The organism is Vibrio sp. qd031 (genome assembly GCF_002100145.1).
Classification (GTDB): Bacteria; Pseudomonadota; Gammaproteobacteria; order Enterobacterales; family Vibrionaceae; genus Vibrio.
This window is the reverse complement of record NZ_JXQD01000030.1, coordinates 152,057-176,022: the sequence shown is the minus strand read 5'-3', so window position 1 is coordinate 176,022 and position 23,966 is coordinate 152,057. Positions and strand designations below refer to the sequence as shown.

33 protein-coding genes and 4 pseudogenes are annotated in these 23,966 nt (G+C 45.3%); 28 read left to right on the top strand and 9 right to left on the bottom strand.

Features of this window, described 5'->3' with window-relative positions; translation table 11 throughout:
* The 6 genes and pseudogenes from ST37_RS17320 to ST37_RS20300 all read right to left on the bottom strand — a co-directional run.
* Positions 1–526: pseudogene (locus ST37_RS17320) on the bottom strand (site-specific integrase); the annotation flags it as partial.
* A 114-nt stretch (positions 527–640) separates the two neighbouring features.
* A pseudogene (locus tag ST37_RS17315) lies at positions 641–1,116 on the bottom strand (transposase); the annotation flags it as partial.
* A 67-nt stretch (positions 1,117–1,183) separates the two neighbouring features.
* Complete coding sequence (locus tag ST37_RS17310) at positions 1,184–1,501, bottom strand: CcdB family protein (protein WP_084888722.1); 318 nt, start codon at positions 1,499–1,501, stop codon at positions 1,184–1,186.
* Complete coding sequence (locus ST37_RS17305) at positions 1,501–1,746, bottom strand: type II toxin-antitoxin system CcdA family antitoxin (protein ID WP_084888720.1); 246 nt, start codon at positions 1,744–1,746, stop codon at positions 1,501–1,503. The genes ST37_RS17310 and ST37_RS17305 overlap by 1 nt, the downstream gene beginning before the upstream one ends.
* A 750-nt stretch (positions 1,747–2,496) precedes the next feature.
* The gene (locus ST37_RS20045; protein ID WP_172401025.1) at positions 2,497–2,661 is read right to left on the bottom strand and encodes a hypothetical protein; all 165 of its coding nucleotides are present in this window, start codon (positions 2,659–2,661) and stop codon (positions 2,497–2,499) included.
* Positions 2,662–2,941: 280 nt separating this feature from the next.
* A pseudogene (locus ST37_RS20300) lies at positions 2,942–3,407 on the bottom strand (transposase); the annotation flags it as partial.
* A 120-nt stretch (positions 3,408–3,527) separates the two neighbouring features.
* Here ST37_RS20300 and ST37_RS17285 point away from each other — a divergent pair.
* The 3 genes from ST37_RS17285 (at position 3,528) to ST37_RS17275 (ending at position 5,759) form a co-directional block, all read left to right on the top strand.
* Positions 3,528–4,214, top strand: coding sequence for a DUF2726 domain-containing protein (locus ST37_RS17285; protein WP_084888716.1), 687 nt, complete (start codon positions 3,528–3,530; stop codon positions 4,212–4,214).
* A 310-nt stretch (positions 4,215–4,524) separates the two neighbouring features.
* Entirely contained in the window at positions 4,525–4,818 is a 294-nt protein-coding gene (locus tag ST37_RS17280) for a YkgJ family cysteine cluster protein (protein WP_084888714.1), read from the top strand.
* A 173-nt stretch (positions 4,819–4,991) separates the two neighbouring features.
* Entirely contained in the window at positions 4,992–5,759 is a 768-nt protein-coding gene (locus tag ST37_RS17275; protein WP_084888712.1) for a ribonuclease H family protein, read from the top strand.
* Positions 5,760–5,897: 138 nt separating this feature from the next.
* On the opposite strand, the gene ST37_RS17270 is transcribed toward ST37_RS17275, so the two are convergent.
* Positions 5,898–6,239, bottom strand: a complete 342-nt coding sequence (locus ST37_RS17270) for a thiamine-binding protein (protein ID WP_084888710.1) — start codon at positions 6,237–6,239, stop codon at positions 5,898–5,900.
* Between the two features lie 289 nt (positions 6,240–6,528).
* On the opposite strand from ST37_RS17270, the gene ST37_RS17265 reads away from it, so the two are divergent.
* The 12 genes from ST37_RS17265 to ST37_RS17210 all read left to right on the top strand — a co-directional run bounded on the left by ST37_RS17265 (position 6,529) and on the right by ST37_RS17210 (position 15,295).
* The gene (locus ST37_RS17265; RefSeq protein WP_084888708.1) at positions 6,529–6,819 is read left to right on the top strand and encodes a hypothetical protein; all 291 of its coding nucleotides are present in this window, start codon (positions 6,529–6,531) and stop codon (positions 6,817–6,819) included.
* Positions 6,820–6,937: 118 nt separating this feature from the next.
* Positions 6,938–7,645 carry a polysaccharide deacetylase family protein gene (locus ST37_RS17260; protein WP_084888706.1) on the top strand — a complete coding sequence of 236 codons (708 nt, stop codon included), beginning with the start codon at positions 6,938–6,940 and terminating at the stop codon, positions 7,643–7,645.
* Positions 7,646–7,764: 119 nt separating this feature from the next.
* Positions 7,765–8,046, top strand: a complete 282-nt coding sequence (locus tag ST37_RS17255; RefSeq protein ID WP_084888704.1) for a hypothetical protein — start codon at positions 7,765–7,767, stop codon at positions 8,044–8,046.
* A 176-nt stretch (positions 8,047–8,222) separates the two neighbouring features.
* On the top strand, positions 8,223–8,699 hold the full coding sequence (locus tag ST37_RS17250; RefSeq protein WP_084888702.1) for a GNAT family N-acetyltransferase: 477 nt from the start codon (positions 8,223–8,225) through the stop codon (positions 8,697–8,699).
* Between the two features lie 319 nt (positions 8,700–9,018).
* Entirely contained in the window at positions 9,019–10,878 is a 1,860-nt protein-coding gene (locus ST37_RS17245; protein ID WP_084888699.1) for an amidohydrolase, read from the top strand.
* Positions 10,879–11,018: 140 nt separating this feature from the next.
* On the top strand, positions 11,019–11,522 hold the full coding sequence (locus ST37_RS17240) for a GNAT family N-acetyltransferase (RefSeq protein ID WP_084888697.1): 504 nt from the start codon (positions 11,019–11,021) through the stop codon (positions 11,520–11,522).
* A 101-nt stretch (positions 11,523–11,623) separates the two neighbouring features.
* Entirely contained in the window at positions 11,624–11,962 is a 339-nt protein-coding gene (locus ST37_RS17235; protein WP_084888695.1) for a hypothetical protein, read from the top strand.
* Positions 11,963–12,120: 158 nt separating this feature from the next.
* Complete coding sequence (locus ST37_RS17230) at positions 12,121–12,717, top strand: glutathione S-transferase family protein (RefSeq protein WP_084888693.1); 597 nt, start codon at positions 12,121–12,123, stop codon at positions 12,715–12,717.
* A gap of 122 nt (positions 12,718–12,839) precedes the next feature.
* Positions 12,840–13,256: an SRPBCC family protein gene (locus ST37_RS17225; protein ID WP_084888691.1), complete on the top strand. Its 417-nt coding sequence runs from the start codon at positions 12,840–12,842 to the stop codon at positions 13,254–13,256.
* Positions 13,257–13,351: 95 nt separating this feature from the next.
* Positions 13,352–13,564, top strand: a complete 213-nt coding sequence (locus tag ST37_RS17220) for a DUF1289 domain-containing protein (protein ID WP_084888689.1) — start codon at positions 13,352–13,354, stop codon at positions 13,562–13,564.
* 469 nt (positions 13,565–14,033) lie between these two features.
* Positions 14,034–14,690, top strand: a complete 657-nt coding sequence (locus ST37_RS17215; RefSeq protein WP_084888686.1) for a Qnr family pentapeptide repeat protein — start codon at positions 14,034–14,036, stop codon at positions 14,688–14,690.
* Between the two features lie 122 nt (positions 14,691–14,812).
* On the top strand, positions 14,813–15,295 hold the full coding sequence (locus tag ST37_RS17210; RefSeq protein ID WP_084888684.1) for a DUF1456 family protein: 483 nt from the start codon (positions 14,813–14,815) through the stop codon (positions 15,293–15,295).
* A gap of 260 nt (positions 15,296–15,555) precedes the next feature.
* Here the strand turns inward: ST37_RS17210 and ST37_RS17200 are convergent, their stop codons facing one another.
* Entirely contained in the window at positions 15,556–15,957 is a 402-nt protein-coding gene (locus tag ST37_RS17200) for a YkgJ family cysteine cluster protein (protein ID WP_084888681.1), read from the bottom strand.
* Between the two features lie 101 nt (positions 15,958–16,058).
* A complete protein-coding gene (locus ST37_RS17195; RefSeq protein WP_084888679.1) occupies positions 16,059–16,451 on the bottom strand; it encodes a hypothetical protein in 393 nt (130 codons plus the stop codon).
* A gap of 214 nt (positions 16,452–16,665) precedes the next feature.
* On the opposite strand from ST37_RS17195, the gene ST37_RS17190 reads away from it, so the two are divergent.
* The 13 genes and pseudogenes from ST37_RS17190 (at position 16,666) to ST37_RS17130 (ending at position 23,964) form a co-directional block, all read left to right on the top strand.
* Positions 16,666–17,166: a GNAT family N-acetyltransferase gene (locus ST37_RS17190; protein WP_084888677.1), complete on the top strand. Its 501-nt coding sequence runs from the start codon at positions 16,666–16,668 to the stop codon at positions 17,164–17,166.
* Between the two features lie 299 nt (positions 17,167–17,465).
* Positions 17,466–17,714 (top strand): DUF3297 family protein, encoded by a 249-nt coding sequence (locus ST37_RS17185; RefSeq protein WP_084888675.1) that lies wholly within the window; start codon positions 17,466–17,468, stop codon positions 17,712–17,714.
* A gap of 52 nt (positions 17,715–17,766) precedes the next feature.
* A pseudogene (locus ST37_RS17180) lies at positions 17,767–18,169 on the top strand (VOC family protein).
* Positions 18,170–18,465: 296 nt separating this feature from the next.
* Positions 18,466–18,984 carry a phosphoribosyltransferase family protein gene (locus tag ST37_RS17175; RefSeq protein WP_084888673.1) on the top strand — a complete coding sequence of 173 codons (519 nt, stop codon included), beginning with the start codon at positions 18,466–18,468 and terminating at the stop codon, positions 18,982–18,984.
* Positions 18,985–19,039: 55 nt separating this feature from the next.
* Positions 19,040–19,645 carry a class I SAM-dependent methyltransferase gene (locus ST37_RS17170; protein WP_084888671.1) on the top strand — a complete coding sequence of 202 codons (606 nt, stop codon included), beginning with the start codon at positions 19,040–19,042 and terminating at the stop codon, positions 19,643–19,645.
* Between the two features lie 13 nt (positions 19,646–19,658).
* Positions 19,659–20,120, top strand: a complete 462-nt coding sequence (locus tag ST37_RS17165) for an AAC(3)-I family aminoglycoside N-acetyltransferase (RefSeq protein WP_084888669.1) — start codon at positions 19,659–19,661, stop codon at positions 20,118–20,120.
* 23 nt (positions 20,121–20,143) lie between these two features.
* The gene (locus tag ST37_RS17160; RefSeq protein WP_084888666.1) at positions 20,144–20,416 is read left to right on the top strand and encodes a hypothetical protein; all 273 of its coding nucleotides are present in this window, start codon (positions 20,144–20,146) and stop codon (positions 20,414–20,416) included.
* A 106-nt stretch (positions 20,417–20,522) separates the two neighbouring features.
* Positions 20,523–21,059, top strand: coding sequence for a ClbS/DfsB family four-helix bundle protein (locus ST37_RS17155; RefSeq protein WP_084888665.1), 537 nt, complete (start codon positions 20,523–20,525; stop codon positions 21,057–21,059).
* Between the two features lie 178 nt (positions 21,060–21,237).
* Complete coding sequence (locus ST37_RS17150) at positions 21,238–21,555, top strand: GNAT family N-acetyltransferase (protein ID WP_084888662.1); 318 nt, start codon at positions 21,238–21,240, stop codon at positions 21,553–21,555.
* A 27-nt stretch (positions 21,556–21,582) separates the two neighbouring features.
* Positions 21,583–22,158: a DJ-1/PfpI family protein gene (locus tag ST37_RS17145; RefSeq protein ID WP_084888660.1), complete on the top strand. Its 576-nt coding sequence runs from the start codon at positions 21,583–21,585 to the stop codon at positions 22,156–22,158.
* A 7-nt stretch (positions 22,159–22,165) separates the two neighbouring features.
* The gene (locus ST37_RS17140) at positions 22,166–22,672 is read left to right on the top strand and encodes a GNAT family N-acetyltransferase (RefSeq protein ID WP_084888659.1); all 507 of its coding nucleotides are present in this window, start codon (positions 22,166–22,168) and stop codon (positions 22,670–22,672) included.
* Positions 22,673–22,742: 70 nt separating this feature from the next.
* Positions 22,743–23,282: a hydrolase gene (locus ST37_RS17135; protein ID WP_084888657.1), complete on the top strand. Its 540-nt coding sequence runs from the start codon at positions 22,743–22,745 to the stop codon at positions 23,280–23,282.
* A 232-nt stretch (positions 23,283–23,514) separates the two neighbouring features.
* Positions 23,515–23,964, top strand: coding sequence for a MarR family winged helix-turn-helix transcriptional regulator (locus tag ST37_RS17130; protein ID WP_084888655.1), 450 nt, complete (start codon positions 23,515–23,517; stop codon positions 23,962–23,964).
* Positions 23,965–23,966: the final 2 nt, after the last annotated feature.

Sequence of the window (23,966 nt, the reverse complement as noted above, 5' to 3'; positions counted from 1 at the left end):
GACAAGTACTCCAGTGCAGATTGGCCTTTGCCTCCTTTACCGTCTCGAATGTGCACTTGCATTGAGTGTGCATCAATATCTTGAACGGTCAGGTTAAGCGCCTCACTGAGTCGAAGCCCCATAGAATATAGCGTGAGGGAAAAGACCTGATAGCGGCGCTGGCGAGTCATGGTGATGAGCAGTGCGAACTGAGGAGCCGTGATGACATCGGGTAATTTTTTAGTGCGAGGTGGCCTGACGATGTTTAGCCACTCCCACTGCTTGTCTAGGGTATAGCGATAGAAAAACTGTAAGCCGTTGCGGTCGAGCTTAACGGTACTCCAGGAGTGAGTTTCAATCAGACGAGCAAAGTGCTGCTTGAGCTGAGAAGTGGTAAGCGAGTCGGGCTGCAATCAAAGAAGTGACTGATGCGGCGCACCGCACGAGAATAGGCATCCATGGTGGCAGGCCGTTTACCTTGCAGTTTAAGGTTGGTAAGGTGTTGTTTATAGAGAGTGTTGTATCGAGCAAGTTCGTTGGCGTTCATAGTGGTAACTCCTTTGTTTACCATCGAGTGATGGAGTAACAAGAAGTATGGTGCTTTTACGTTTTGCTCTGCCGCGGAGCGGCTTCGTTCAACAAGAGACTATGGCGTCAATAATTAAATTTTCGCCGTAGATACATCCCACATCACACCGTCTCTAAGCATCGAGTTTAGGATCACAGTCATCTTCCTAACACAGGCAATTATTGCGACTTTTTTGGGTTTACCCGCAGCTAATAATCGCTGATATGTACCCTTGAAAATAGGGATACATTGTATAGCTAACATCATGGCCATATAGAAAACTGTGCGCACTTGATGCCTACCACCTTGGATCATTCTTTTACCGTTATAGCGACCGCTCTCTCCGTTTTAGGGGCAACACCAATCAATGGGGCAGCTTGTTTATTGGTTATATATCCTAGCTCAGGTGCGTTGCAAATTTAGCTCGCAGCTGCCACTTTTCCTAAGCCGGGCAAACTTTGAAGGATCGTGTTTTTAGCGTGGTATTTAGGACAGGGTTCAATGAGTCTTTCTACTTTATCTTCAAACTTTTTAATTTGATTTTTAAGGGCCGTTAGAATGGGTTTAATCCGCTTTGGCGTTTACGGCGGTAATTTTTAGTTAAGTGGTTGTGTTGGTTATCCACTTAGCGGGGCGCTATATGCCAGTAATCAGAAAGTCGATGGCGGCAATGATCTCGTCTCTAAAACGAGTCAGTTCATTGACAGGTTCACCTAGGATTTTCGTTGGTACGCTCGCCATTTGGTGAGTCAAAATAGCGAAGTCACCTTCATCTATGTGTATCACTGGACATAGGTGACTAGGCGCTTTTTTTTCTAACAGTTCAATTGGCGTTAGTGGGATGACTAACCGAGTATTCAGTGTGTCGAGCAATTCGCTCTGAACATCGACAAAGTAGGGGTAAGCAGTTGCAGTGCTTTTATCGTTGTTTTGGTATAGGGCAAATTGTGACATTAGAATACTCGGTAAGACTCAGAAAATAGACCATGTTTTTCAGTGAGCCCGTTACAAGCATTGATAGCCTCAGCATTTTGCTCTTGCCATTCAGCTTTAAGGCGTTGGCTTACTTCTTTCTCAAGTGCTTTTTCCATTGTCGCTGACAAGTTAATTTTCAGACGTTTCGCTTCTGCAAGCAACTCGCTATTCAAAGTCAAGTTGGCCGCTTTCTTTGGGGCTTGTGTATTAAATGCGTTTCTCATAGTATCATTCTATGCGTGTTTTATATGCGCATTAAGTATAGGTGCGCGCTAGGCATATAACAAGCATTTGACAGGGGGCAAAAATGACTCTCTGCGCTCGCAATTTTCCGGTGAGCAAGGCGTTAGCACACAGATTGAGAATTTCATACCAGGAAGGTTTATATGTCTGATAATGGAACAGAACTACACTGTGGTAGATGTAATCAAAAGACAGCACACCGCAGATTAAGTGGTTCAGAAGTTGAAGCCCAAATAGCTAAAAAGAACAATCCAAAGTACAAGATTCTTCATTTCGTGTTCACCGTATTACTCAATCAAAACAGCTCGAAATCAAATGTCAGTTACTTCAAGTGCACTATTTGTGGTTCCGAGTATAACGACGATGAAAGCATGCCTCATGGCTGGAGTTAAATACATCGTTCTACTTTGTGCTAACTCGGTCGACTGACCCCAATGCAGTCCATGTCATTCATGACCTGCCTATCGCATATACGTACTTGATGTAGTACAACTTAGGCTTGTAGGTTTATACCTGTCTCGTTTAATGCACATGTGAGGTTTCTATGAGAATCGTATCGTTTACGGAATCTAGGAATAGCTTAGAGTGAGTGTTGGATGGCGTAGCCATAGGCGAACCCTCGGAAGGGGAATCTATGCCGTTCTTTATAAGCCAATGGTCAGTTATTCAGATGGTAATGCTCCCTGTTTTTTGTGAGAGCATTACCACTTTTCAAATCCTTGAAAAACTGGTTACAGTACCCAAGTTAGGGTAAGCGCCAAACTGATAGCGGCAGTAACTAAATACATAAGTAATAGAGTGACAATTTCGCTCAATGCTGAGGTGGATTGTTTCGTCATGTTATCCGAAATATTAGCGCTGTCAGTGTCCGATATAGGCAGTGATGTAGCATTCATCGTCTTATATCCTGTTGTAAGTCAATTTTCTAACACCGCCGCATTCTACTGTTTTTGTGACGAAGTTCAAATAAATGAATTGATTTGGTGTTTTTTTAACTGGAAATAGTTGGGAGTTGTCTTGCAACAAACTCAAGATGGACTCGGTTAGTGTACCAATCAAGAGCAGCAACGGTCACAATAAAGCCGCCTTCTTTGGTAAAGTAGGCTGTGTGCTCGCCAGCCGAGAAATTGCAGCTACTCGGGTATAACTCATCACCGCTTCCGCCTAATGCTGATAGTCTCCGAGCTTGGTGATCCTGCCTAACCGAGGCTTTCTGGCAGTAGCGTATTGTGTCGGGACAAAACTTAGCCAAGCAGAGAAATCACGGGTTTTATCAAACCGAGTACCATCAGCAAGTGACGCGAGAGTCGCGGTAGTGGATTGAGGGCGAGGTGCTCGGAATATTTTACAGGTGCAAATCGAGTTGATGGGCGCGGAACAATGTCGCAGATATAAACGGCATCACTAAGGTCATTCTTCTCTTTAGTGTGAGAAGGCACTCCGTATTTAGCCGCCATAATTTGGGGGGAATGCCCAAGTTTATGGAGTGTTCTTGCCTAATAATGTGCGCAAAACACGCTGCAACGCCTATACGTATAAGTGGTATATTTGGTATTGTAGTCAGTAGGTTAGAGCGCGATACTAACTTATGAAGTATGACCTCACGCTTTTGGTCGACGGTTTGAAGACCAACGAGGTTAATACCCCAGAATTAAAAATAATCAGACATGGTGCCTCCGGTGTCATTAGGCACCCCATTCGTGTGGCAGATCCTCGCAAGGGGGTGTTCATGTCATTCGTTATGTATCAATAAGGAGCCGCTGTGAATTTAATTATTTTAGTAGTAATCGCTTTTATCCTGTTGTTTGTTTTCAAATTGAAGGTAAAGCCTCAACAAAAAAGTGACGAGTTTGAGCACTCTTATGAGAGATTAAATGTGCTTTTTACACCTGCCGAACGGTCTTTTTTTGGTGTACTAAATCAAGCGATTAATAACGATGTTGTTGCTTTTGGTAAAGTGCGAGTTGCCGATGTAATCACACCTAAGAAAGGTGGGGTAAAAGGAGCTTGGCAATCCGCCTTTAATAAAATATCAGCGAAACACTTTGACTTTGTTCTTTGTAATAAAGGCGATTTATCCTTTATTTGTAGTATTGAACTGGATGATAAATCTCACAATAGTGAAAAACAAAAAGCGAGAGATGCTTTCTTAGAAAGTGCATGTAAATCAGCAGGTTTCCCATTAATTAGATTTCCCGCTAAAACCGCATATAGTGTTGACGATATTCGACAATCATTGAGTATTTGTTTTGCTGAACTTCAAGATACATCTGTATCATTGGCAGAGCCTTCACTGACATTGGAACCAGAAAGGGAACTGAAAATTTGCCCTAAGTGTTCTTCTGAAATGTGTGTAAAAGTGGCTAAAAAGGGAAAGTCTGTTGGCAGTGAGTTTTGGGCGTGTAGTGCATTTCCCAAGTGTCGGCATAGTGAACCAATTAATGCATAACAAATGTGGATTAAGTGCCGCGCCAGCCAGCGTTAAATCCCGATTGTTAAACAAGCCCGTTGTGTCTCTATAAGCAAATTGTGCGATTGTCGTTTCAGGGTGCTGTACCTTGAAAAAATGCATCAATACGATTTGCTGCACTCGGCGTTTTCAGTTTGTCTTTTGTTTCAGTGATTGTGGCACAACGGGTTAGGTTGGTGGTCGCGTTGCTCACGACTTAATTGGCTGTTAATTTTTTTAGCGCCATCTACCAATGCATCGCTCAGGCTTATTCAGGTATACTACCCAATTGACCACCAGACTAAGCTATATGAATATTCCCACCAAAACTCTATCAACCCCCGACGTATCCTGCTCAAATTGCAAAGCGTGTTGTTGCCGCTTAGAGGTCATGATCCTCACCGATACTGGCGTGCCGGAAGAGCATGTAAAGCGTGATAGATGGGGCGGTGAAACTATGCTCAGGTTATCCGATGGTTGGTGCTCTGCGTTAGATCGTGAGCTCTACACCTGCACTATTTATGAAAATCGCCCTTTAATTTGTAGAGAGTTTGAAATGGGCTCATACGAATGCAAGGATGAACGAGCCGAACACAATTTATAATGGTGAACTAACCCTTTAACAGTCAACTCTAGCGGGCAGTCACAGTGTGGCGCCACTGGTTTGGGTTTTGGCTGTGGTGATCACGGTGGTTTGTTCAACCCATGAGGTTGCGTTTTTCGCCTCTAAATTGGGCATTGATAGTTCTATTTTATAATTTCGGTCGCGGAGGCTATGTGGCTAAAAAATATTATGTTGTTTGGAAAGGCCGTGAAACGGGCATTTTCACTACTTGGCCTAAGTGCAAGTCACTGGTCGATGGTTTTGCGGGTGCTCGGTATAAGTCGTTCCCAACTTTAGAAGAAGCCGAGTCTGCGTTTGGTGGTAGCTCAACCAATACCGCTGCGAGCAAAGCCGTAAAGGGCGCTAGCAAGCCTAAAAAAGCAAAAGCAGCACCGCTTACTCAGCAGCAAATTGATGCTATGGAGTATCAAGTTAAAATCTTTACCGATGGCGCCTGCGATCCAAACCCAGGTGAAGCGGGGACAGGTCTGGCGGTGTATAACGATAATGTATTGAGTGAGCTTTGGTATGGCCTTTACCAATCGATGGGCACAAATAATACCGCTGAGCTAAATGGCCTAAACCAAGCGCTAATCATCGCCAAAGAGAAGCTAAGCTCTGGCCAATCGGTGGGTATTTTTTGTGACTCTAAATACTCAATCGACTGCATTACAAAATGGGCCGCTGGCTGGGAGAAGAAAGGTTGGACGAAAGCGGGTGGTGAGATTAAAAACCTAGACATTATTCAACCTGCGTATGCGCTGTATCAGGAAATTGCTTCTAACATCGCTATCCATCATGTCAACGGGCACGTGGGCATTGAGGGGAATGAGTTGGCCGACAGGATGTCTATTGTTGCTATTGAGGCCAAGGACGAGAATTTATCACGTTACCGAGAGATTGATGATATTCCAGCCATATTAGCGCTGCGTACGGGTTAATATTGATACGCCTATCAAGGTCATTTGAGTCGGCTTTATGAACGCTAGTGAACTCACTTTTGCTTAACTAGGTTACGCGCCAGTTTCTCCTTAAAGTCGGTAAGCCACCACGATGATGTAATCGCGGTGGCTAAAAAACTACTGGTCTACAAACATGTGATTGGCTTTAGTCACACCGCGATCGTAGGTGCAGAATGTATCGGTTGCGGCTTCAGTTTTACTGTGAATTTTGATGTTGGTGATCACTTCAAGGGCGCCCGCGTCATAACAGGCTTGTTGGGCGTCTTTTACAATCTCGAGCAGATGGTTTAGCTCTCCTCGCATTGTTGTTTCCATCGCGCCTACCTGAAAGGGCACATCCGCCGCTTTTACCACTTCAATCGCTTTATCAACAACTTCAAAGTTGTTCCCTTGTTTTAGTCTGGGGATAACTTGGAATGCGACGTATACGTCTTTGATGACTGGGTTTTGATTGGACATGGTTGTTTTATCTCATGATTTTTACAGATGCAGCATGTTACCATTTTTGCTGTTGTGGTGAAGTCGATTGCCAATCCTCCCCATAAGCTATCGATCGTTATGGTTTGCTTTTTGACTTGTCTTAGTGTGAAAATCAGCCTGCAAAGTGTTGGATACGAGATATATTTGTCATCACGGTCTCGCTAATGTTTGGGATGTATATCATTGATTATCAATTGATTACTAAGCCTCCCAACACTTTTAAGTTAGCATACACAGTGTATTGGATATTGCGTAAAAGGAATGAGTAATGGCCAAGTATCAGTTCTTCTGCCAGCCAGGAAAAGAGCGACAAAATTTCACGTTTCTTGTCATGGGGAGCGAGACCTTTCTAGAAGAAAAGGCTCAGCTATTGAACTCTGGGCTTGAGGTTGACGGTGACGTCATTTTTGCGTCCACCGATCGCGAAGCCATCGAGAAGTACGCCTCCCACTTTACTCACCTGACAGAAGAGATGAATAACTCTCACGCAGTAAGTACAGCGGTTAATGCGTTTCTACAAATCGCTAAGGCAATTAACCAACGTTGGCTCAAGCGCTAAGCGTCCGTTTCTACGAGTCTAAGCATGTATGATGGGAACGCGCATCGGTTTGCCCGTTGTCTAAGCTAACGCAGATTTGTTCGGTGCTTTACGTCCATAATTTATCGAGAAATACACAATGAAAAAAGTGATGGTTAGTTTGCTGCTCGTCGTCGCGCTGGCTGCAGGCTTGTGGCAGCTGAGCAAAGCGAGAAGTGTCCAGCTGTTTGGCGACATCGTGTCACAGGTAGAGACGTCCGAGAGGGTCATTGCGCTGACATTTGATGATGGCCCGTGGAATGCCGATATTACTGACCAAGTGTTAGACACCCTCGATCAGCACCAGGTTCAAGCAACCTTCTATTTGAATGGCAAAGGAATGGTGTCCAACCCTAATGCGACCCGCAGCATCGTTGGTCATGGGCATGAGATTGGCAATCACAGCTACTCACACGACAGGTTGGTGTTTAAAACTCCCACACAAATAGCCTACGAAATTGAAACCACCAATCAGTTAATTCGTTCGGCTGGGTATGAGGGCGACATTACCTTTCGGCCGCCTTACGGTAAAAAGCTGTTTGTATTGCCGCATTACTTGTCTCAGCAAGGCATAGTCACTGTAATGTGGAGCATTGAACCCGAGACCTATTCAGAGATAAACAAAAGCTCAGAATCCATCGCAGAGTTTGTCATCGAGCAGTCAAAGCCAGGGGCGATTATATTGCTGCATGTTCTTGGCAGTAAAAACACTTACGCCAGAGACGCCTTACCCTCTATTATCGACGGATTAAAACAAGACGGGTTTGAATTTGTCACAGTGTCTGAGCTGCTTGAGAAAAAGTCTTAACAAAATGATAGGCTCAGATAATGCGTACCAGCCTTAAACAGTTCATAAGTAAGTGACCATTCACTTGCTGTTTAACTCGACTTATTCTCCCATGGGATACCGAATCAAAAGGAAGCAACATGAATTTAGATAAAGCAAAAAAGCGAATCGCAAAACACGTTAAAAAAGGCTTCAATGGTTACCCACAAATCACCTTAGCTTACTATGGCGATACCAAAGAGTGCGCAACAGAGGTGGTGCTTCAATTTAAGATCGCCGAGGGTGAAAGCGCCCAAGAGGAGCGTTTCTCTTGTGAGACCGAGATACGAGAAAATGAGCTTATTCAAACCACCGTGCTAAAGATTATTGAGAGAGCGAACGTGAGTTCTGTGATTGAAGTTGAAGGTGTCGCGGTTCGTTGATGAATACACGGGCCATATAGTTGCGACGAGTGAAAAAGCGCAATACTTAAAGCGCCGTATTCTAGGCGCCCGTACTCAAGGCAAATTCACGCTGTAGCGCACGACTTATTGCAATCCTCTAAGCAATCGAGAGTGACAGCGAGTGCAATCTAGATAATCAAAAACAAGGGGTAACAATGGTCGTACTAAGGGACATGCGTCCAGAGGAATACCCGGCATACTGTCAGTATTTTATTGATGATTACAGCCAAGAAATCTCGCAAAACTATGGGCACTCTATAGAGGTTGCCATCGACCTAGCGAAGAAAGATCTGCAGCGCTGCTTTCCCAACGGGTTAGAAAGCAAGGAGCACTCACTCATGTGCATTGATGCAAATATCGCTGGCGAAGTGAAGCGGGTCGGTTATTTATGGCACTCAATAAATCACACAGAGAAATCCACTTTTATCTATGACTTCTTTGTGGCGGCTGCCTATCGCGGGTTAGGACTGGGTACCGAATCGATAGAGGCTTTAGAAGATAAGCTGCAACAGATAGGTATTACTCAAATTAAGCTAAGAGTTGCGTATTACAATCAGCGTGCACTTAAGCTATATCAAGAGGTTGGTTTCGAGATCACCGGTTTTAATATGGCTAAAACCATCATTGGGTAGCGTCACGTTATAGTCGCTATTCAAGGTGAGGAAGAAGACTTAATAGCGGCGTTGCTGAGTCATGGTGATGACATCGAGTAACGTTTTAGTGCGAGGCGGCCTTGCTGGATTTTCAGCGTGATCTCTTTTAGAACTGCAATTTGTATAAAGGGCATCTGCGTATCTAAACTCATGAAAGTTATGCTATCGTTAGTGATACTGGTCTCTAGATTTTGTTGTTTGCACACTACTTATGGCTGTGGCATCAAGCTAACCCACGTTATTAGAGGCTAGCACCTTGTGGGGGTCATTATGTCTAGCTAGGAAGGACATCTACATTATGACGAGAGAAAAATACGGTTGTGCCTGCTGTAGCGGCGGATTTCATGGGTTCATTACGGGAAATAGCGCATTTAAGGCGATGAAGGCTAAGGCGGACAGTGGCAGCGGATGGGCTTGTAACTGGGGGATTGATTTCTCAGCATTGAGCCGACGCGGCTTCATAAAAACAAGTGCAGCCGCTACAAGCCTTGCTTTCATGTTGCCTGGTTGCACTGGATCAAACATCGAAGCGACTAATAATAAGACGACTGTTTTTACGGGCGGTAAAGTATTAACCGTCGATGACAACTTCTCTGAGGCAGAGGCGATCGCTATCCACGGCAATCGCATCCTTGCCGTGGGCACCGATGCTGCGGTGCGTGAGGCGGCTGGAAGCGATGCAACCATTGTGGATCTCGAAGGTAAGGTTGTACTTCCTGGGTTTATTGATCCGCACAGCCATGTCGTTGCCGGCTCTGTAGTGGATGCCCTTATGGACTATGTTGGTATGGCGAAATATGGGACGGTCGATGAGGTTTTGGCACACATTGCTGCCAAGGTGGCACAGACGCCAGCAGGTGAGTGGCTGGTTTTCCGAAATTTCGACCCGGCGGTCCAAGAAGGCGCCGATGCCCTGACTTTCTCGCATCTTGATGCCCTGTCTACGGATCATCCAATCTTCGTGATCAATGCCTCTGGTCATCTGGCGTACGCTAACTCGAAAGCCTTCGAGGTATCCAATATTCCCAATGATATAGAGAATCCACCTGGCGGTGAGTTTGTAAGGGATGCGGCTGGTAATTTAACCGGAGTCATGAAGAACAACGTGGCGTTTATGAAGGTCGTGTCTAATTATCCCGCTATGGCAGAAGTGGATCCAGTTGAAGGTCTAGTGAGCTTGTTGGATAAATGGTCTGAGACAGGTTTGACCACGGTATCTGAACTGAGCCTAGGTGCCCTCTCGCAGTCGCCTGCCGATGCTCAGGTGTTGGCCACCGCAGCAACGAGTGGCCGTTTGAACGCACGGATCAGAGCTTACCCTTTTTATACACTTGGCGCTGACACATGGGATCAGGCTAATGTGAAGCAAGGCGACGGGAATGGCTTGGCGCGTATTGCTGGCTACAAACTGGTGGCGGATGGATCGAATCAGGGCTATACCGGCCTTCAGCGAGAACCATACTTGGGCAGTGACGATCGTGGTATTGCCTACATGTCCCCAGAAGAGTTAACAGCCGCTGCAATGGAGCGGGCCAAGAAAGGCTGGCATCTCGCAATTCATGGCAATGGTGATGCGGCAATCGACAACATTCTCGATACTTGCGAGGCTTTGCGTGATGCCGGCATCGACATGGCCAAGGTACGGCCTAGGATAGAGCACTGCTCTATACTCCACGACGACCAGATTACACGCATGAAGGAGCTCGGTGTTTCAGCCAGTTTCCTTATTGGGCACGTATATTACTGGGGAGTCGCGATGCGCGATGATGTCTTTGGGCCTGAAAAAGCGCAATTGCTTGACCGTTGTCGGTCGATTGAAAATGCAGGGATCAGTTTTACCCTGCATTCGGACTTTATGGTGACCGATCCCGTGCCGCTGCATATGATGGAAATGGCCGTGACGCGACGCACTTGGAAGGAACCGGATTACGTTCTGGGCCCACAGGAAAGAATTTCGGTTGAATCTGCAATTCGCGCCATTACATCCGAAGCGGCGTGGCAGCTTTTCTCCGAAAAAGAGATTGGTAGTCTAGAGCCGGGTAAATTTGCCGACCTAGTTATTCTAGATAACGACCCACGCAAGGTACCGGTAGAAACAATCAAAAGCATTAAGGTGCTAGAGACATGGATGGATGGTAAACAAGTTTATCGCTCATAGTGGTAAGTCGCATGAGAAGCCTTACGTATTCTTTGCGTTTTGCGAGCCAAAGTGAGTTCTTAGGCCCAGGTTCGTTGATGAGTGGGTAAATAGCCTCGTAGGACACGAGCTTGCTTACTACTGGCTATTCCACATAGGAGATGATGTTGATTCAGCTTAGAATACTAAAAGAAAGTGACCTGCCTAATGTGCAAAAGCATGCCTCGCATCCTGAAATTAGCCGATTGAGTTATGTGCCATCGCCCTATCCCGACGATGGCGCACAGACGTGGTTTGCCCATGTTCGCCCTAAAATAGAATCTGTAACAGCGAAAGTGTATGTGATTGAGTTCAATAATGAGTTTTGTGGGATTATGGCTCTCAATAACTATTCTAAAGTTGAAAGAAGTACAGATGTCGACTATTGGGTGCGCGCCGATTTTCAGGGTAAAGGAATAGCGACAGCGGCACTCAGCAGAGCTGTAAATCTGGCTGTGGAGCAAGGTATTAGTCGGATTAAAAGTGGCTGTTTAGCGAAAAATGTAGGCTCTAAGAAAGTGCTTATCAATAATGGGTTCTCGTTAGATACATCGTTTACTCTTCAACATGACCCCTTTAAGGGGGAGGAAATGCTCTTATTCTCGATACTGCAAACTGAGCAGTAAATAGTCGCCGAACCACAACTAGTGAACAAGGTGTGATCTGAGAACACGGGGCTGATTGACTATTTAACGACCCCTCATCTCATTTTGTCACGGAGGACTCTATGCCCATTGCCCACTGCGTGCTATCACCCGATGTTGCTAATCCAAGCAACGACTCAACTCAGCTTATTGAAAAATGGGCTCGATATTCTGGGTTCGACTCCTCAGAAATGACCATAACCGTTGTACAAGCAGCAGACCAAGCAGGTAAATCGTACGACGCGACTTGCACCTTAACCATACCCAATCTGTGGTCACCTAAATCGGTGAGTGTGCTCCAGTTAGGCTTGGCAACCGCTCTCACTGAGTACTTTGGGATCGTGCCGGATAAGGTTATTGTAATGACATCGTTGATCGAATCTTGCCACGTGGTTGAAGGTGGAAAAGAAATAAACTGGTAAGGTGTATTGCAAGCCTCTCATTAAATTGGGCAGGTATCTTGATGATACTGACCATGAGTACGCATCGGACAAACACCCTAGCGTAGGTAAAGTGGGTTAGCGAATTACAAACTATTTGAGGCGTTTTTGCCTTTCACGATGAACACATGGAGTGTGCAATGATCGTATACGGAGATATGCAGTCTGGTAACTGCTTAAAAGTGAAATTGCTACTGTCTTTACTCAATATTGAGCATCAATGGATGCACATCAATATTTTAGAAAAAGAAACACATACAGACGAATTCTTAGCCCTTAACCCTAACGGCAAGATCCCGACCGTTGTTCTCGATGATCAACGTGTACTCTGTGAATCCAACGCCATATTGGGGTATTTTGCAGAAGGCACCGACTTTTTACCCACCGACACCTATCAAAAAGCCAAAGTGTACGAATGGCTGTTCTTTGAACAGTATTCTCATGAACCATACATTGCAGTGGCGCGTTTTATTCAAAAATACCAAGGTATGCCACCCGAGCGTCTCGATGAATATCACTCGCTGCAGGCTGGTGGGCATAAAGCGCTGCGCATCATGGAGCAGCAGTTATCCAAATCGACATTCTTGGTGGGTGACACACTCACTATCGCCGATATTGGACTGTACGCCTACACCCATGTGGCGGATGAGGGAGGCTTTAACCTAGATAACTATCCCAACATTGCGCGCTGGATTCAGTCTATTGCGTCACTGGACGGCTATGTAGGCATGTCTTAAGTCGTACGTAGCACTCTCTGGTGGGAGGCGCTGCGAGTGGATTTGCTGTGTTAAAAGAAACCGCCCAATTGCGGATAATAAAGTGATTGGCTGCGACAGTTTAAAGCGTACAAGGAGTTACGATGAATATTTCTATAGAGGTCATGGTCAATGCCCCTCCCAGCACTGTTTGGCGCGCGTGGACGTCGCCGACAGACATCACCCATTGGAATTTTGCCTCTGACGACTGGTGCTGCCCATCGGCCGATATTGATCTTACTGTTGGCGGGACATTCACCTATAGAATGGAAGCGAAAGACGGCTCTATGGGGTTTGATTTTAGCGGTGAGTTTACAGCGATCGAACCGAGCTCAGCGATAGACTTTATTCTAGAAGACGGCAGAACAGTCACGGTGAGGTTTATTGAATCAGCAACGGGTACTCAAGTGATTGAAACCTTTGATGCAGAGAACATACACACAGGTGAAGAACAACGCCAAGGCTGGCTAAGCATATTGAATAACTTCAAAAAGCATGCGGAGTCGCTCGCAGTTGTGTAGGCCGGCTGTATAATTACGACGGTGTTGGCTTTGTAGGCAGTTAAAGGTAACGTTAAGATACACTTACTAAAATAATCACAGGCTAGAATTCCAACATGGACAGTGAGATTGAATGTTGCAGCGTCGAGTCGCCTTGCGTGCGAAATTGCTGTTTAGATGAGCACGATATTTGTGTGGGCTGTTTTCGTAGCATTGACGAAATTGTCGCTTGGTCGGGTGCATCAGACCAAGAAAAGATAACCGTCCTGCATCATTGCCATGCACGAAAACAAGTTCGAAAACAAGCTCGTGAGAATAAGCCTTCGTAATCGTTGAGACAGTGCTTACTCGGCTATCACGTTACACTTTTGATGTTCTAAGTAAACATCCCTAATCTGCATTTGGCTATCAGCTTTGCTACAGCCACACTGCGTCACTGAGCTTTGAGGAGGGTAAGCTAGTGTCGAGTTGGGTGGCAGACAATGCACAATGACAGGTTACAGTCATTGACTCTTTAAGTGCTTTTTTGTGATGGTTTTTTGCTGCAGGTTGATATTGAGTGAGTCGCAACGAATGGCTAATACATCCTCTTTTCTAATTACGTCATACAGGCGGCTAAACTTTTTTCTGGTTGCCACCCTCCGATGGGCCGCTTCAAACACCTCACAGAGCCAGTTTGGCGCCTTATATAGCCCATTTCGAGCGATTTTAACTTGTTGTTTTTAATGGTTTTGTTTTTCTTGTGAAGTTAACACTACGTGGTAGTCTTCAGCGCAATAAAATGATGAGGAACTCGCAATGGAAAAAACAGAACAGTCGTATGAGCAAATGGACTTTTCTAGGCAGGATTTAAGTGGCAGCGTATTTTTAAAATGCACCTTTGTCCGCTGTAACTTTAGCCGTGCAAATTTAAGAGACGTTCAGTTTGTAGATTGTACCTTTCTCGAACAAGGCGATCTAGACGGCTGTAACTTCTCTTATGCTGACCTACGCGATGCATCCTTCAAGCGATGTCGACTTTCAATGGCCACATTTAATGGTGCCAACTGCTTTGGTATTGAGATGAGAGAGTGCGATCTTAAAGGGGCTAGCTTTATACAAACCAGTTTTTTGAATCAGGTGTCCAACAAGATGTACTTTTGTTCGGCGTACATTTCCGGCTGCAATTTGTCGTACGCAAACTTCGAAAAGCAGGTGATTGAAAAGTGTGAGCTATTCGAAAACAGATGGATTGGAGCCAATTTAAGTGGTGCATCGTTTAAAGAGTCCGATCTGAGCCGCGGCGTCTTTTCTGAAGAGTGTTGGTCGCAGTTTAATGTACGCGGTTGCGATCTTAGTCACTCAGAGCTTTATGGCTTAGATCCAAGAAGGGTCGATCTTACCGGGGTGAAGATTTGTGCTTGGCAACAAGAGCAGTTGTTGGAGCCGTTAGGGCTTATTGTTGTACCTGATTGATTGGTGTGTTGGGCGGGTGGCTGCATAGTATTAATAGGGGTTGAGGCGTAATTCTGCTAAAATCAACGTCTCTCCAGTGATCGTTCTGATTATGCTGGGTTTACCTAAGACTAGGATCTATTTTGACCAATAATGATATTTTGCGTCGTGTACGTTACACCTTTGATTTTAAAGATAATGAAGTCATCGAAATCTTCGCTCTGGCCGATGTGAGCGTTACTGCCGAACAAGTGACTGGCTGGCTTAAGAAAGATGAAGATGATGCCTTTATCACGCTGACCGATACAGAATTAGCCACATTTTTAAATGGATTGATTAATCTTAAGCGCGGAAAGCGCGATGGTGAACAACCAACCCCGGAAGATAAGTTAAATAACAATATGGTGTTCCAAAAGCTGCGTATTGCCCTTAACTTAAAGGCCGAAGATATTCTAGAGATCTTAGATTTGGTTGATTTTCGTTTGAGTAAACACGAGCTGAGCGCATTTTTCCGCAAGCCTGGTAATAAGCATTACCGCGAATGCAAAGATCAAATCTTGCGTAATTTTTTATTGGGTGTTCAGCGCCAGCTGCGTCCCAACTCTGCTGAGATGGATTCAGAATAAATCTGATTATGCAGTAAATACCAAATGGTGAATAAAACGCCCAAAGCAGTGTGCTTTGGGCGTTTTCGTTTACGTTGGTTCGGCTTAGTAATACCAACCAAAGCAATTAACTGGTTATTCTTGCTTGTTAAAATAGCTAATAGCGGCGTTAAAGGTTTTGTAGGTAGAACAACTATCTACGGCAATCTTTGCTTTGCTCTAAGCGATTTTTCCGGCGCAATTTTCTGACCAGTTAATTACTTCGATTGGTATAAATAGCGCTATGAGTGGCTAGTAGGGCGGCTGTTGCTCATTAATTTGTCTAATGTCTTTTGAGCTTTTGTTGGGTTATTTAGGTCTACAACCTCAATCATTTCACACTCATCACGCACCATTTCGTCAATCAAACTTGGGTAGTGGCGACAATCTTCTGGCCTGTCGAGGTAAATGCTGCAGGTGTATTTGTCTTTTTCGTTTGGCCGAGCTTTAGCAGCAAGCTCTAAGAATGGGCAGCGGCGCAGAGGCTCTTTAGTGCTAGGGTCGTGCCAAATTTTTCCATTGTGGACATAGTCAAAAATATCGGGGTTAAATAGCTCCCAAAGGTCAATTTCTTCCTGCGTGGCCGCGAGATCGCCGTCGCCATATTTAATGCAGCATTTACCGCACTGGTTACACTCATTCATGGCGCTCAATCAGGGTTAGGGAGAGTGAGGCGAGTGTATCACCGAACACCCGGATCCGTTTCATCATAATTACAATGAGAGTAAAGGCAGCTTAGCAGGCGCTACTTATAATGCTCAGGTAAATAAGCATGGCCGTGCAGATCAGATAAGTAGTTCAGAGCGTCTATCACCCGAATCGGTGTGAGCAACGTGTCTTCATCACAGCTATCTAGTTCAAACGATAAATAGAGCTGATTTGCTTCGAGTTTGAGAAACAGATTTCCTTGTGGCGCTCTTTCTTGCTCTAGTGCAAACACCCCGATGGCCAGAAAGTGCGAGCTGCTTTTGTTTGACGTGGCATAGATATCGCTTTTGAGCTTATGCGCGAGTGATAAAAAATCGAGCAACAAGTTGATTTGTTCATCTGAGACGTCATCAAGGGCTGTTATATGGGGCTGTTTGCAGTAACGCTCCAAATAGACCATCATTTCTTCAATGTCATTATCAAATAGCATATTTCGATTGCCTAGCCACGGGCTGTTGATGTCTTGGTTAGCAATTGTGCCTGTTGGGGAGTGACATCACAAGCGCTTAGAGTGGATGTGAAGCGTTTACTGACGCTGCGAGCGCGAGTAAGTATTATGTAGCGCGAGGTTACTTACCTGTTGCCGAAACCCGAGTGAGTCATCAAAAATCATTACGTGAATAACGAACACTAAAGGTTAATTTATGAAAATCCATACTCGTCCATTAAGCGAATCGGATCTCCTCTCTATGCGCGAACTGCTGTTAAAAGAAGGTCCGAATGAATGGAACTACATTACAGACGAAAGCATCGCGCATCAGTTTCAACTTATTCGCCAGGGCAAAGCATTTGCGATCCTAGCCGAAGAAGAGCAGATTGTTGGCTTTGCCATACTTGCGCTCAAAGATGCCTGTCCAGTTAAATTGCGCGAGTATGCTGAATTAACGGATGTGGCCTACATCAACGATGTGGTTGTGGCTTCAAGCCAAAGTGGTAAGGGGTTAGGAAGTAAAATGTTGCTTGAAGCGGTGAAGCTCGCCAATAGCAAGCAATGTACCGAGGTGTATATTGAGCGCCATGAAGAAAACCTAGCCTCAGCGGGCATGATGAGAAAAGCAGGCTTTGAATTGGTCGAAACCTTTTATGACCCAAACAAGCGAACGTCAGGTTCACGCAATACCTCTGTATTGCGGGTAAAGATTTAAAGGGCGTTAAGCATAGCCGCATTAAGTCATATCGCATCGAGCAAAATGCCACTAAGGATAGACGCAATGAAGTACAAAGACCTTTCTCGTTCGGCCAAAACCTTTGCTCAGCTTGTCGCAATACATGACTTTCAAAAATCACGCACATAGAGTGGTTCAACAAGCTACTACCTAGCCGTTTATACAAAATGGCTCATGCTTTATAGCGTCCGAATCTTGGTTCATGCGGTGAAGTGGGTTGAGTCGGTCACTGGACTTGTCTAGAATGCGGGCTCATTCTCCAAATTTAGGTCAAAATAATGAGCGACTCTAACACTAAGCCAGCACTTCCAGATCACCTATCAGGTAACCCACGCAGCCCTCACCACGTGGCAGAATGCTTTGAACATCCAATCGGTATTCGTCTTGATGGTAAAGAGCGTACAGACGTGGAAGAGTACTGCATCAGTGAAGGTTGGGTGAAGATCCCTTCACCAAAAGCGAAAGACCGTTGGGGTCAACCAATGTTGATCAAACTAAAAGGTGCTGTTGAGGCTTATTACAAGTAAGCAACTCACCAACAAAGTGAGACGAGATAGAGCGCGCTTCGCTCTGTCTCCAATACTTTTACGACACACCTTTGTCGCCACCGCCGCGCTGGTAGTCGAAGACTATGATGATGCTATTAAGTTCTATACTCGTAAACTCGCATTTACCTTGTTAGAAGACACCGATCTAGGCAACGGAAAGCGTTGGGTATTAGTGTCCCCACCAAACTCAAATGACACACTTGTTGCTGGCTAAAGCGAGTAATGCTGAATAGTCTAATGCGGTAGGAAACCAAACCGGTGGTCGTGTATTTTTGTTTTTGCACACCAACGACTTTGGCGAGATTATCGTCAAAGTCGTTGGTGTGGTGTTTAATGAAGAACCAAGGGTTGAGCCTTACGGAGCCGGTGTGGTTTTTCAGGATCTCTATGGAAGCAAATTGGATCTGCTACAACTCAAATCAGCCTCTAAATAACCGCTAACTCTCTCCCGTTCGTTTGTTCAAGTTATTCGGTGCTTTGACGCCGCGAATAAGTCTTTTGCTGCCACTTAGACAGCGCCGTCCATATTTAATGCCTATGTTTTTTTAGTTCGGTTTATTTAGCCAGTGAGTAGCGGATTTCTGATAATGAAACCAAAGGTTTGAAAAAACTCTAGAGCTACATCACAGCGCAGCTGAAGAGCCATAGCGCATAATGCGCAAACAGTGTTAGGTCAACAAATGGGCGGCCATTTTTAGGGCTAGCTTATTTATGCAGAAGGTGTCGGGCAATGGCCAACAAACATATTGGAACCACAGTACTAAGTGAAAGACAAATCCAACAAGGTGTAAAGCTGGTTGCTCAAGCCCTTAATGCGCAATTTAACGACGCGGTCGTTATAACCGTTGTACCCGGTGGAATTCTATTTACTGCCGATTTAGTCCGAAAGCTTAATTTTAGAGTGAAAATGGACTGCATTTCTTGCCCACATACGCCCGGCGAGTCAAACAACCAGTCTGCCATTGTGTATCAGCAGACGATTGAACTGGCAGGGAATAACGTGATTATTATCGATGATGCCATTGAGTCTGGCGGTACCATGAAACGGTTAGTGCAGCATATTGCTGATAATTATGCGGTAAAGTCCCTTTCGGTGGCGACCTTGTTGGTAAAGCCGAGTCGAGTCGCGATTCCAGCAACTCAATACTTTGCATACGAGTTGGACAGCGATGATTTATTAGTTGGTTATGGTCTACCTTGGCAAGATGAGTTTAGGAATGTGCCGTATATTTCCAAGTTGATTAAATAGCCCGACAGAGCACTAAACCAGTGACACACAATTTTGATTCGCAAGGATGTGCAACATGAACCCAAAACAGATTGGCCAAGCTTACGATCACATTACTGGTTTGTGGGAGAAGCCAGAATTTAATCTAAACAATGGTATAGATGCGCATGTCAAAGCGATTGAGTTTACCCAATCACGTGGGTTGGCGTTGGATATTGGTTGTGGATTAACGGGACGATTTATACAGCTGTTGAAGCAACAAGGTTTTACGCCAAGCGGTCTCGATGTATCGACGAAAATGCTGGATATTGCTCGACATCGGATGCCAGAAATCTCATTTATTGAAGCGGATATCTGCACTTATGCCATGCAAGAAAAGTACGATTTTATTAGTGCATGGGACAGCATTTGGCATATTCCGTTAAGTGAGCAAAAAGCGGTGCTGACAAAGATTGTGGATAGCCTAAATCCTAATGGTGTGTTTATTTTCTCTTTTGGTGGCGTAGATGAAGCAGGCGATCACGTTGATGACTTTATGGGGCCAGAAGTGTATTACTCCACTTTGGGGACAAACGGCTTTCTATCGCTGTTCATTGAGTTGAACTGCCAGGTAAAACACATGGAGTTTGACCAGTATCCAGAGCTCCATGCTTATATGATTGTTCAAAAAGTTGGGTTGTGAAGATGGAGGCATTATGAGCATTAAATATGTTCGTCTTACTGCAGATCACCTCGTGTGGATGAAGCAGCTTATGGATTGCTTTGGAACCGTTTTTGAAGAACCAGAGACTTACGGCCACAAACGACCCACGGACGCTTATTTAACAGAGCGATTGGATGATCCGTCATTTATCGCACTGGTGGCGTTGGAGGGAGATCAAGTAGTGGCTGGGCTGGTGGCCTATGAGCTAAAAAAGTTTGAGCAGGCTCGCAGTGAAGTGTACATATACGACCTGGGCGTGTATGAACGCTTTCGAAGACAAGGGATCGCAACCGGACTGATTAACGCATTGAAGCCTATCGCAAAGAACATGGGCGCTTGGGTGATTTTTGTGCAAGCTGATTATGTCGATGAACCTGCTATAAAGCTTTATGACTCTTTGGGTGGGAAAGAAGAGGTACTGCATTTTGACATCCCTATTCAATGGAAGCCATAACAAGAATTCGGAAACTCTGATTGATGAAATTTAACCATTTAGGGATCCCTACCACCGAGCGTTTTGAGGGTGAAATCGATCTGCCACACCTAAAAATGACCGTATCGGTTCATCAAAGTAACCCTTATGGGATCCAGTGGCAGCGATATTGGGATGATGCGCCCTATCCTGAACTGGTTAAATCCGTGCCGCACGTTGCCTTTGAAGTTGATGGTGCCCCTGTTGAGTTGATGCAGTATTTGAACCCCCGAAGCATCGTTGCCGATAAACAGTGTTTGGTTGCCCTAAATCAGTAAGCTTGGTCGTTTTTTGTACTACTCTGGCAGTCGTAGGGTGGCGGTGCGATGAACCGGCGGACACTTTTCTCAGCTGTCTGTGCGCACGATGATGAGGAGTATCACTATGGCCAGGCCAAAGACCAAGCAAGAACTGATAGAACAATCTCAGGTTAACTTCGATAAGCTTTGGCAAGTTATCGACAGTATGTCAACGCGTGCGCTAGAGACAGAGTTCGATTTTGACTCTGACCCCAAAAAGAAAGAAGCCCACTGGCAAAGAGACAAAAACCTTCGCGATGTACTTATCCATCTCTACGAGTGGCATCAACTTCTGCTCAACTGGGTCAATGGTAATTTGTGCGGAAAACACACCCCTTTCTTACCCCCTCCATACAATTGGAAAACCTATGGAGAGTTGAATATTCAATTTTGGGATAAGCATCAGTCGACTCAATTGCAACAAGCTAAAAAGATGCTTAGACAAAGTCATGCAGAGGCCCTAGATCTTGTTACTACGTTTACCAATGACGAACTCTTCACCAAACAGTTTTATGACTGGACAGGCACTACAACCCTAGGCAGTTACTGTGTCTCTGCATTACCGAGCCATTATGATTGGGCAACGAAGAAATTGCGTGCGCACATTAAACAGGTATCCTAACGTTGCAATGAATCATTTGTGAAGAGCCTTTTACTTTGAACGTTAAGCCATATACCACAGAGTGCCAGTCTCAATGTTTGGCGATATTTGACAGTAATGTGGGGTCTATTTTGACCAATCAGAGCGTAACGATTTTGTCGCTTATCTAGAAGATGCAAATGCAGCGCAACACTACTTTGTGTTTGAGCAGCAAGGAACCGTTGTTGCCTGTGGTGGGTATTTCGCCAATCAAAACACAGGCTCGCTGGCTTGGGGAATGGTACATCGCCTCTACCATAGGCGAGGATTTGGCGCTGAGATAACCGATTTTCGCATGGCGCAGATCAAACGTATTTCCAGCATAGACAGGATTAAGATTGAAACGTCACAACTTACGCAAGGCTTTTACGCCAAGCGTGGTTTTGAGGTAGCAGACATTGTTGAAAATGGATATGGCCAAGGCATTGATTGTGTGTCGATGACATTCCATTGTGGTGATTATCAAACCAGCGAATAACTGAACAGCCAAGCGTAAGGAGACGCGATGAACATAGGGATATATATCTACGATGATGCTGAGGTGCTCGACTTTTCGGGTCCATTTGAAGTATTTAGCACCGCAAAGCGTCTAGCCTCTAATCACTGGAATGTCTTTTTAGTGGCTGAGCACAACAAGCCCGTTATCGCCAGAGGTGGTTATCAAGTGCTCCCTCACTATAGTATGTCGAACCATCCTAAGATTGATCTACTGGTTGTGGTTGGTGGCGTTCATACCGCCGAGCTTGAGAAGCCAGCAGTGATCGATTGGATTGCACGAGTCGACAAGCAGGCTACTCATGTCATTTCCGTTTGTACCGGAGCCTTTTTGTTGGCTAAAGCTGGGGTTATTGATGGTAAAGCTGTGACAACCCATTGGGAAGATATTGGCGATTTGCGAGACAGCTTTCCTCAATTAGAGGTCGTTGAGGGTAGGCGTTGGGTCGATACCGGAAAGTACGTAACCAGCGGCGGAATTTCTGCAGGCATCGATATGAGTTTGCATATGGTTTCGCGTTTAACTAACTATCTATTTGCTCAATCGGTGGCTCGTCAAATGGATTACCAATGGCAACAAAGGTAGTGCCCAGATGATTAAGTTCTCTACCGAGCGGCTTATGATCACAGAGCTCAGTCGCGCCGATCTGCAAAAGCCGTTTATGGACTCTCTGTGTGTGCGGATCCCAACTCTATTAACCGCAAAAGTTGTGGAAAATCTGCCGCCCTATTTTCACAATATTGCTAGTGCGAAAGATGCGCGTAAGTGGTTAGAGACTGTGCTCGCAGAGAGTGTACTGCTTATGGTTGAGTCGCGAGACAGTGAAGAGGTGGTTGGTTTTTTGTTTGTGTCCCCTTGCGATGACGGTGCGCATATTGGTTATTTACTTGCCGAGTCGCACTGGGGCAAGGGCTTGGCCAGCGAATTACTGCGAGCGTTTATGGCGCACTCTTCTCAGCTAGGGCAGTGGCACGCTTTGATTGGTGGGGTAGATCAAAGTAATGTGGCATCGATAAAACTGCTGGAGAAGTTGGGCTTTGTTGCAATGCCGCACGATAGGCAGCAGTCCGTTGGATTCGTCATTCACCGCTCGATTTAGTGAGTTGAGTTTGCAGCCTTGTTCGTGGATGGCGCACCAAGGTTAATTGTTAAGCGTCAAAGGAGTGACCATGCTAGACCCAGATAACACAGGACTGATTGTCGTAGACGTTCAAGGCAAGCTTGCGCGACTGGTTGATAACAGCGACGAGTTAATCGCACGCTGCGCAGCATTGATCGACGGTGCTAGACTACTAGGATTACCTGTAGTGTGGCTAGAGCAGAATCCCGATAAACTTGGCCAAACGGTAGAAGAGTTGCACCAGCGCTTGTCGGATTCACAGCCGATTACAAAGTTCGGTTTTAATGCGTGTGAAGAGCCCCAGTTTATTAAACAGATTGAACTGAGCCATAAAACATCATGGCTTATTTGTGGCATCGAGGCGCATATTTGCGTGTACCAGACCGCTCTTGGACTGAGGGATAACGAGTACGATGTGCATATTGTCAGTGACTGTGTTTCGTCTCGAAGGGAAGAGAATAAACGCTTGGCTATCAATAAGCTCAGCTCGATAGGCGTATCCATTACTGGGTTAGAAATGTGCTTATATGAGCTTGTTCAAGACTGCCGCTCTCCTGCTTTTAAGTCGATTCTTTCATTGGTCAAATAGCCGAGGCTTTGCTTTTCCTCTCCAGCATTGGTTATTGTGAAGCTTGCCACGTTTCATATTTAGATGCTGTACGCGATTGCAGGAGCACATGGCGTCCTAAATAAAGGCGATTTTGATGGCCGCCACTCTTACCCTGGTGGGTTCCAATTTACCTAATAGCTTCTAATACGGTTTGACTTGCTTAGTAATTGAAATATACTTGATTAATCAAGTATATTTCAAGGTTATTATTATGTCTTCAAGTCAGTCATCTCCCACCCCAACATCACCAAGCATTTCCACGCTCATGTTAGAGCAGACCTATATTAGCGCTTTACTCAGTAAAAGAGTCGAGGGCGGTTTGAGCGTTCATGGGGTGAGTTACAGTGAATTTATTATCATGCATAAACTGCATCACTCTCCTGGTGGGGTGATGAGCCGAATTGCGCTTGCCGAAGCGGTGGGCCTTACAGCATCGGGCGTCACCCGATTGCTGGCGCCTATGGATAAAAACAATATTGTCGAAAAAACGGCAAACCCTAGAGATGCGAGGCAAAGCCTAGTCGGATTAACGGCCACCGGACATGAACTGTATACCAATGCATTGGTGTCATTCGAATACAGTTGTAATCAAGCGTTCTCCTTGTTTGAAGAGCACGAGATCACGCAGTTGATGACGCTGCTTAACAAAATTAAATGTTAGGG

Bases quoted from the DNA above. Each gene is read 5' to 3' on its own strand.
- ST37_RS17310 (WP_084888722.1), bottom strand. From the start codon at position 1,501: ATGTCACAATTTGCCCTATACCAAAACAACGATAAAAGCACTGCAACT.
- ST37_RS17305 (WP_084888720.1), bottom strand. From the start codon at position 1,746: ATGAGAAACGCATTTAATACACAAGCCCCAAAGAAAGCGGCCAACTTG.
- ST37_RS20045 (WP_172401025.1), bottom strand. From the start codon at position 2,661: ATGAATGCTACATCACTGCCTATATCGGACACTGACAGCGCTAATATT.
- ST37_RS17280 (WP_084888714.1), top strand. From the start codon at position 4,525: ATGAATATTCCCACCAAAACTCTATCAACCCCCGACGTATCCTGCTCA.
- ST37_RS17270 (WP_084888710.1), bottom strand. From the start codon at position 6,239: ATGTCCAATCAAAACCCAGTCATCAAAGACGTATACGTCGCATTCCAA.
- ST37_RS17265 (WP_084888708.1), top strand. From the start codon at position 6,529: ATGGCCAAGTATCAGTTCTTCTGCCAGCCAGGAAAAGAGCGACAAAAT.
- ST37_RS17260 (WP_084888706.1), top strand. From the start codon at position 6,938: ATGAAAAAAGTGATGGTTAGTTTGCTGCTCGTCGTCGCGCTGGCTGCA.
- ST37_RS17255 (WP_084888704.1), top strand. From the start codon at position 7,765: ATGAATTTAGATAAAGCAAAAAAGCGAATCGCAAAACACGTTAAAAAA.
- ST37_RS17250 (WP_084888702.1), top strand. From the start codon at position 8,223: ATGGTCGTACTAAGGGACATGCGTCCAGAGGAATACCCGGCATACTGT.
- ST37_RS17245 (WP_084888699.1), top strand. From the start codon at position 9,019: ATGACGAGAGAAAAATACGGTTGTGCCTGCTGTAGCGGCGGATTTCAT.
- ST37_RS17240 (WP_084888697.1), top strand. From the start codon at position 11,019: ATGATGTTGATTCAGCTTAGAATACTAAAAGAAAGTGACCTGCCTAAT.
- ST37_RS17235 (WP_084888695.1), top strand. From the start codon at position 11,624: ATGCCCATTGCCCACTGCGTGCTATCACCCGATGTTGCTAATCCAAGC.
- ST37_RS17230 (WP_084888693.1), top strand. From the start codon at position 12,121: ATGATCGTATACGGAGATATGCAGTCTGGTAACTGCTTAAAAGTGAAA.
- ST37_RS17225 (WP_084888691.1), top strand. From the start codon at position 12,840: ATGAATATTTCTATAGAGGTCATGGTCAATGCCCCTCCCAGCACTGTT.
- ST37_RS17220 (WP_084888689.1), top strand. From the start codon at position 13,352: ATGGACAGTGAGATTGAATGTTGCAGCGTCGAGTCGCCTTGCGTGCGA.
- ST37_RS17215 (WP_084888686.1), top strand. From the start codon at position 14,034: ATGGAAAAAACAGAACAGTCGTATGAGCAAATGGACTTTTCTAGGCAG.
- ST37_RS17200 (WP_084888681.1), bottom strand. From the start codon at position 15,957: ATGAATGAGTGTAACCAGTGCGGTAAATGCTGCATTAAATATGGCGAC.
- ST37_RS17195 (WP_084888679.1), bottom strand. From the start codon at position 16,451: ATGCTATTTGATAATGACATTGAAGAAATGATGGTCTATTTGGAGCGT.
- ST37_RS17190 (WP_084888677.1), top strand. From the start codon at position 16,666: ATGAAAATCCATACTCGTCCATTAAGCGAATCGGATCTCCTCTCTATG.
- ST37_RS17185 (WP_084888675.1), top strand. From the start codon at position 17,466: ATGAGCGACTCTAACACTAAGCCAGCACTTCCAGATCACCTATCAGGT.
- ST37_RS17175 (WP_084888673.1), top strand. From the start codon at position 18,466: ATGGCCAACAAACATATTGGAACCACAGTACTAAGTGAAAGACAAATC.
- ST37_RS17170 (WP_084888671.1), top strand. From the start codon at position 19,040: ATGAACCCAAAACAGATTGGCCAAGCTTACGATCACATTACTGGTTTG.
- ST37_RS17165 (WP_084888669.1), top strand. From the start codon at position 19,659: ATGAGCATTAAATATGTTCGTCTTACTGCAGATCACCTCGTGTGGATG.
- ST37_RS17160 (WP_084888666.1), top strand. From the start codon at position 20,144: ATGAAATTTAACCATTTAGGGATCCCTACCACCGAGCGTTTTGAGGGT.
- ST37_RS17155 (WP_084888665.1), top strand. From the start codon at position 20,523: ATGGCCAGGCCAAAGACCAAGCAAGAACTGATAGAACAATCTCAGGTT.
- ST37_RS17145 (WP_084888660.1), top strand. From the start codon at position 21,583: ATGAACATAGGGATATATATCTACGATGATGCTGAGGTGCTCGACTTT.
- ST37_RS17140 (WP_084888659.1), top strand. From the start codon at position 22,166: ATGATTAAGTTCTCTACCGAGCGGCTTATGATCACAGAGCTCAGTCGC.
- ST37_RS17135 (WP_084888657.1), top strand. From the start codon at position 22,743: ATGCTAGACCCAGATAACACAGGACTGATTGTCGTAGACGTTCAAGGC.
- ST37_RS17130 (WP_084888655.1), top strand. From the start codon at position 23,515: ATGTCTTCAAGTCAGTCATCTCCCACCCCAACATCACCAAGCATTTCC.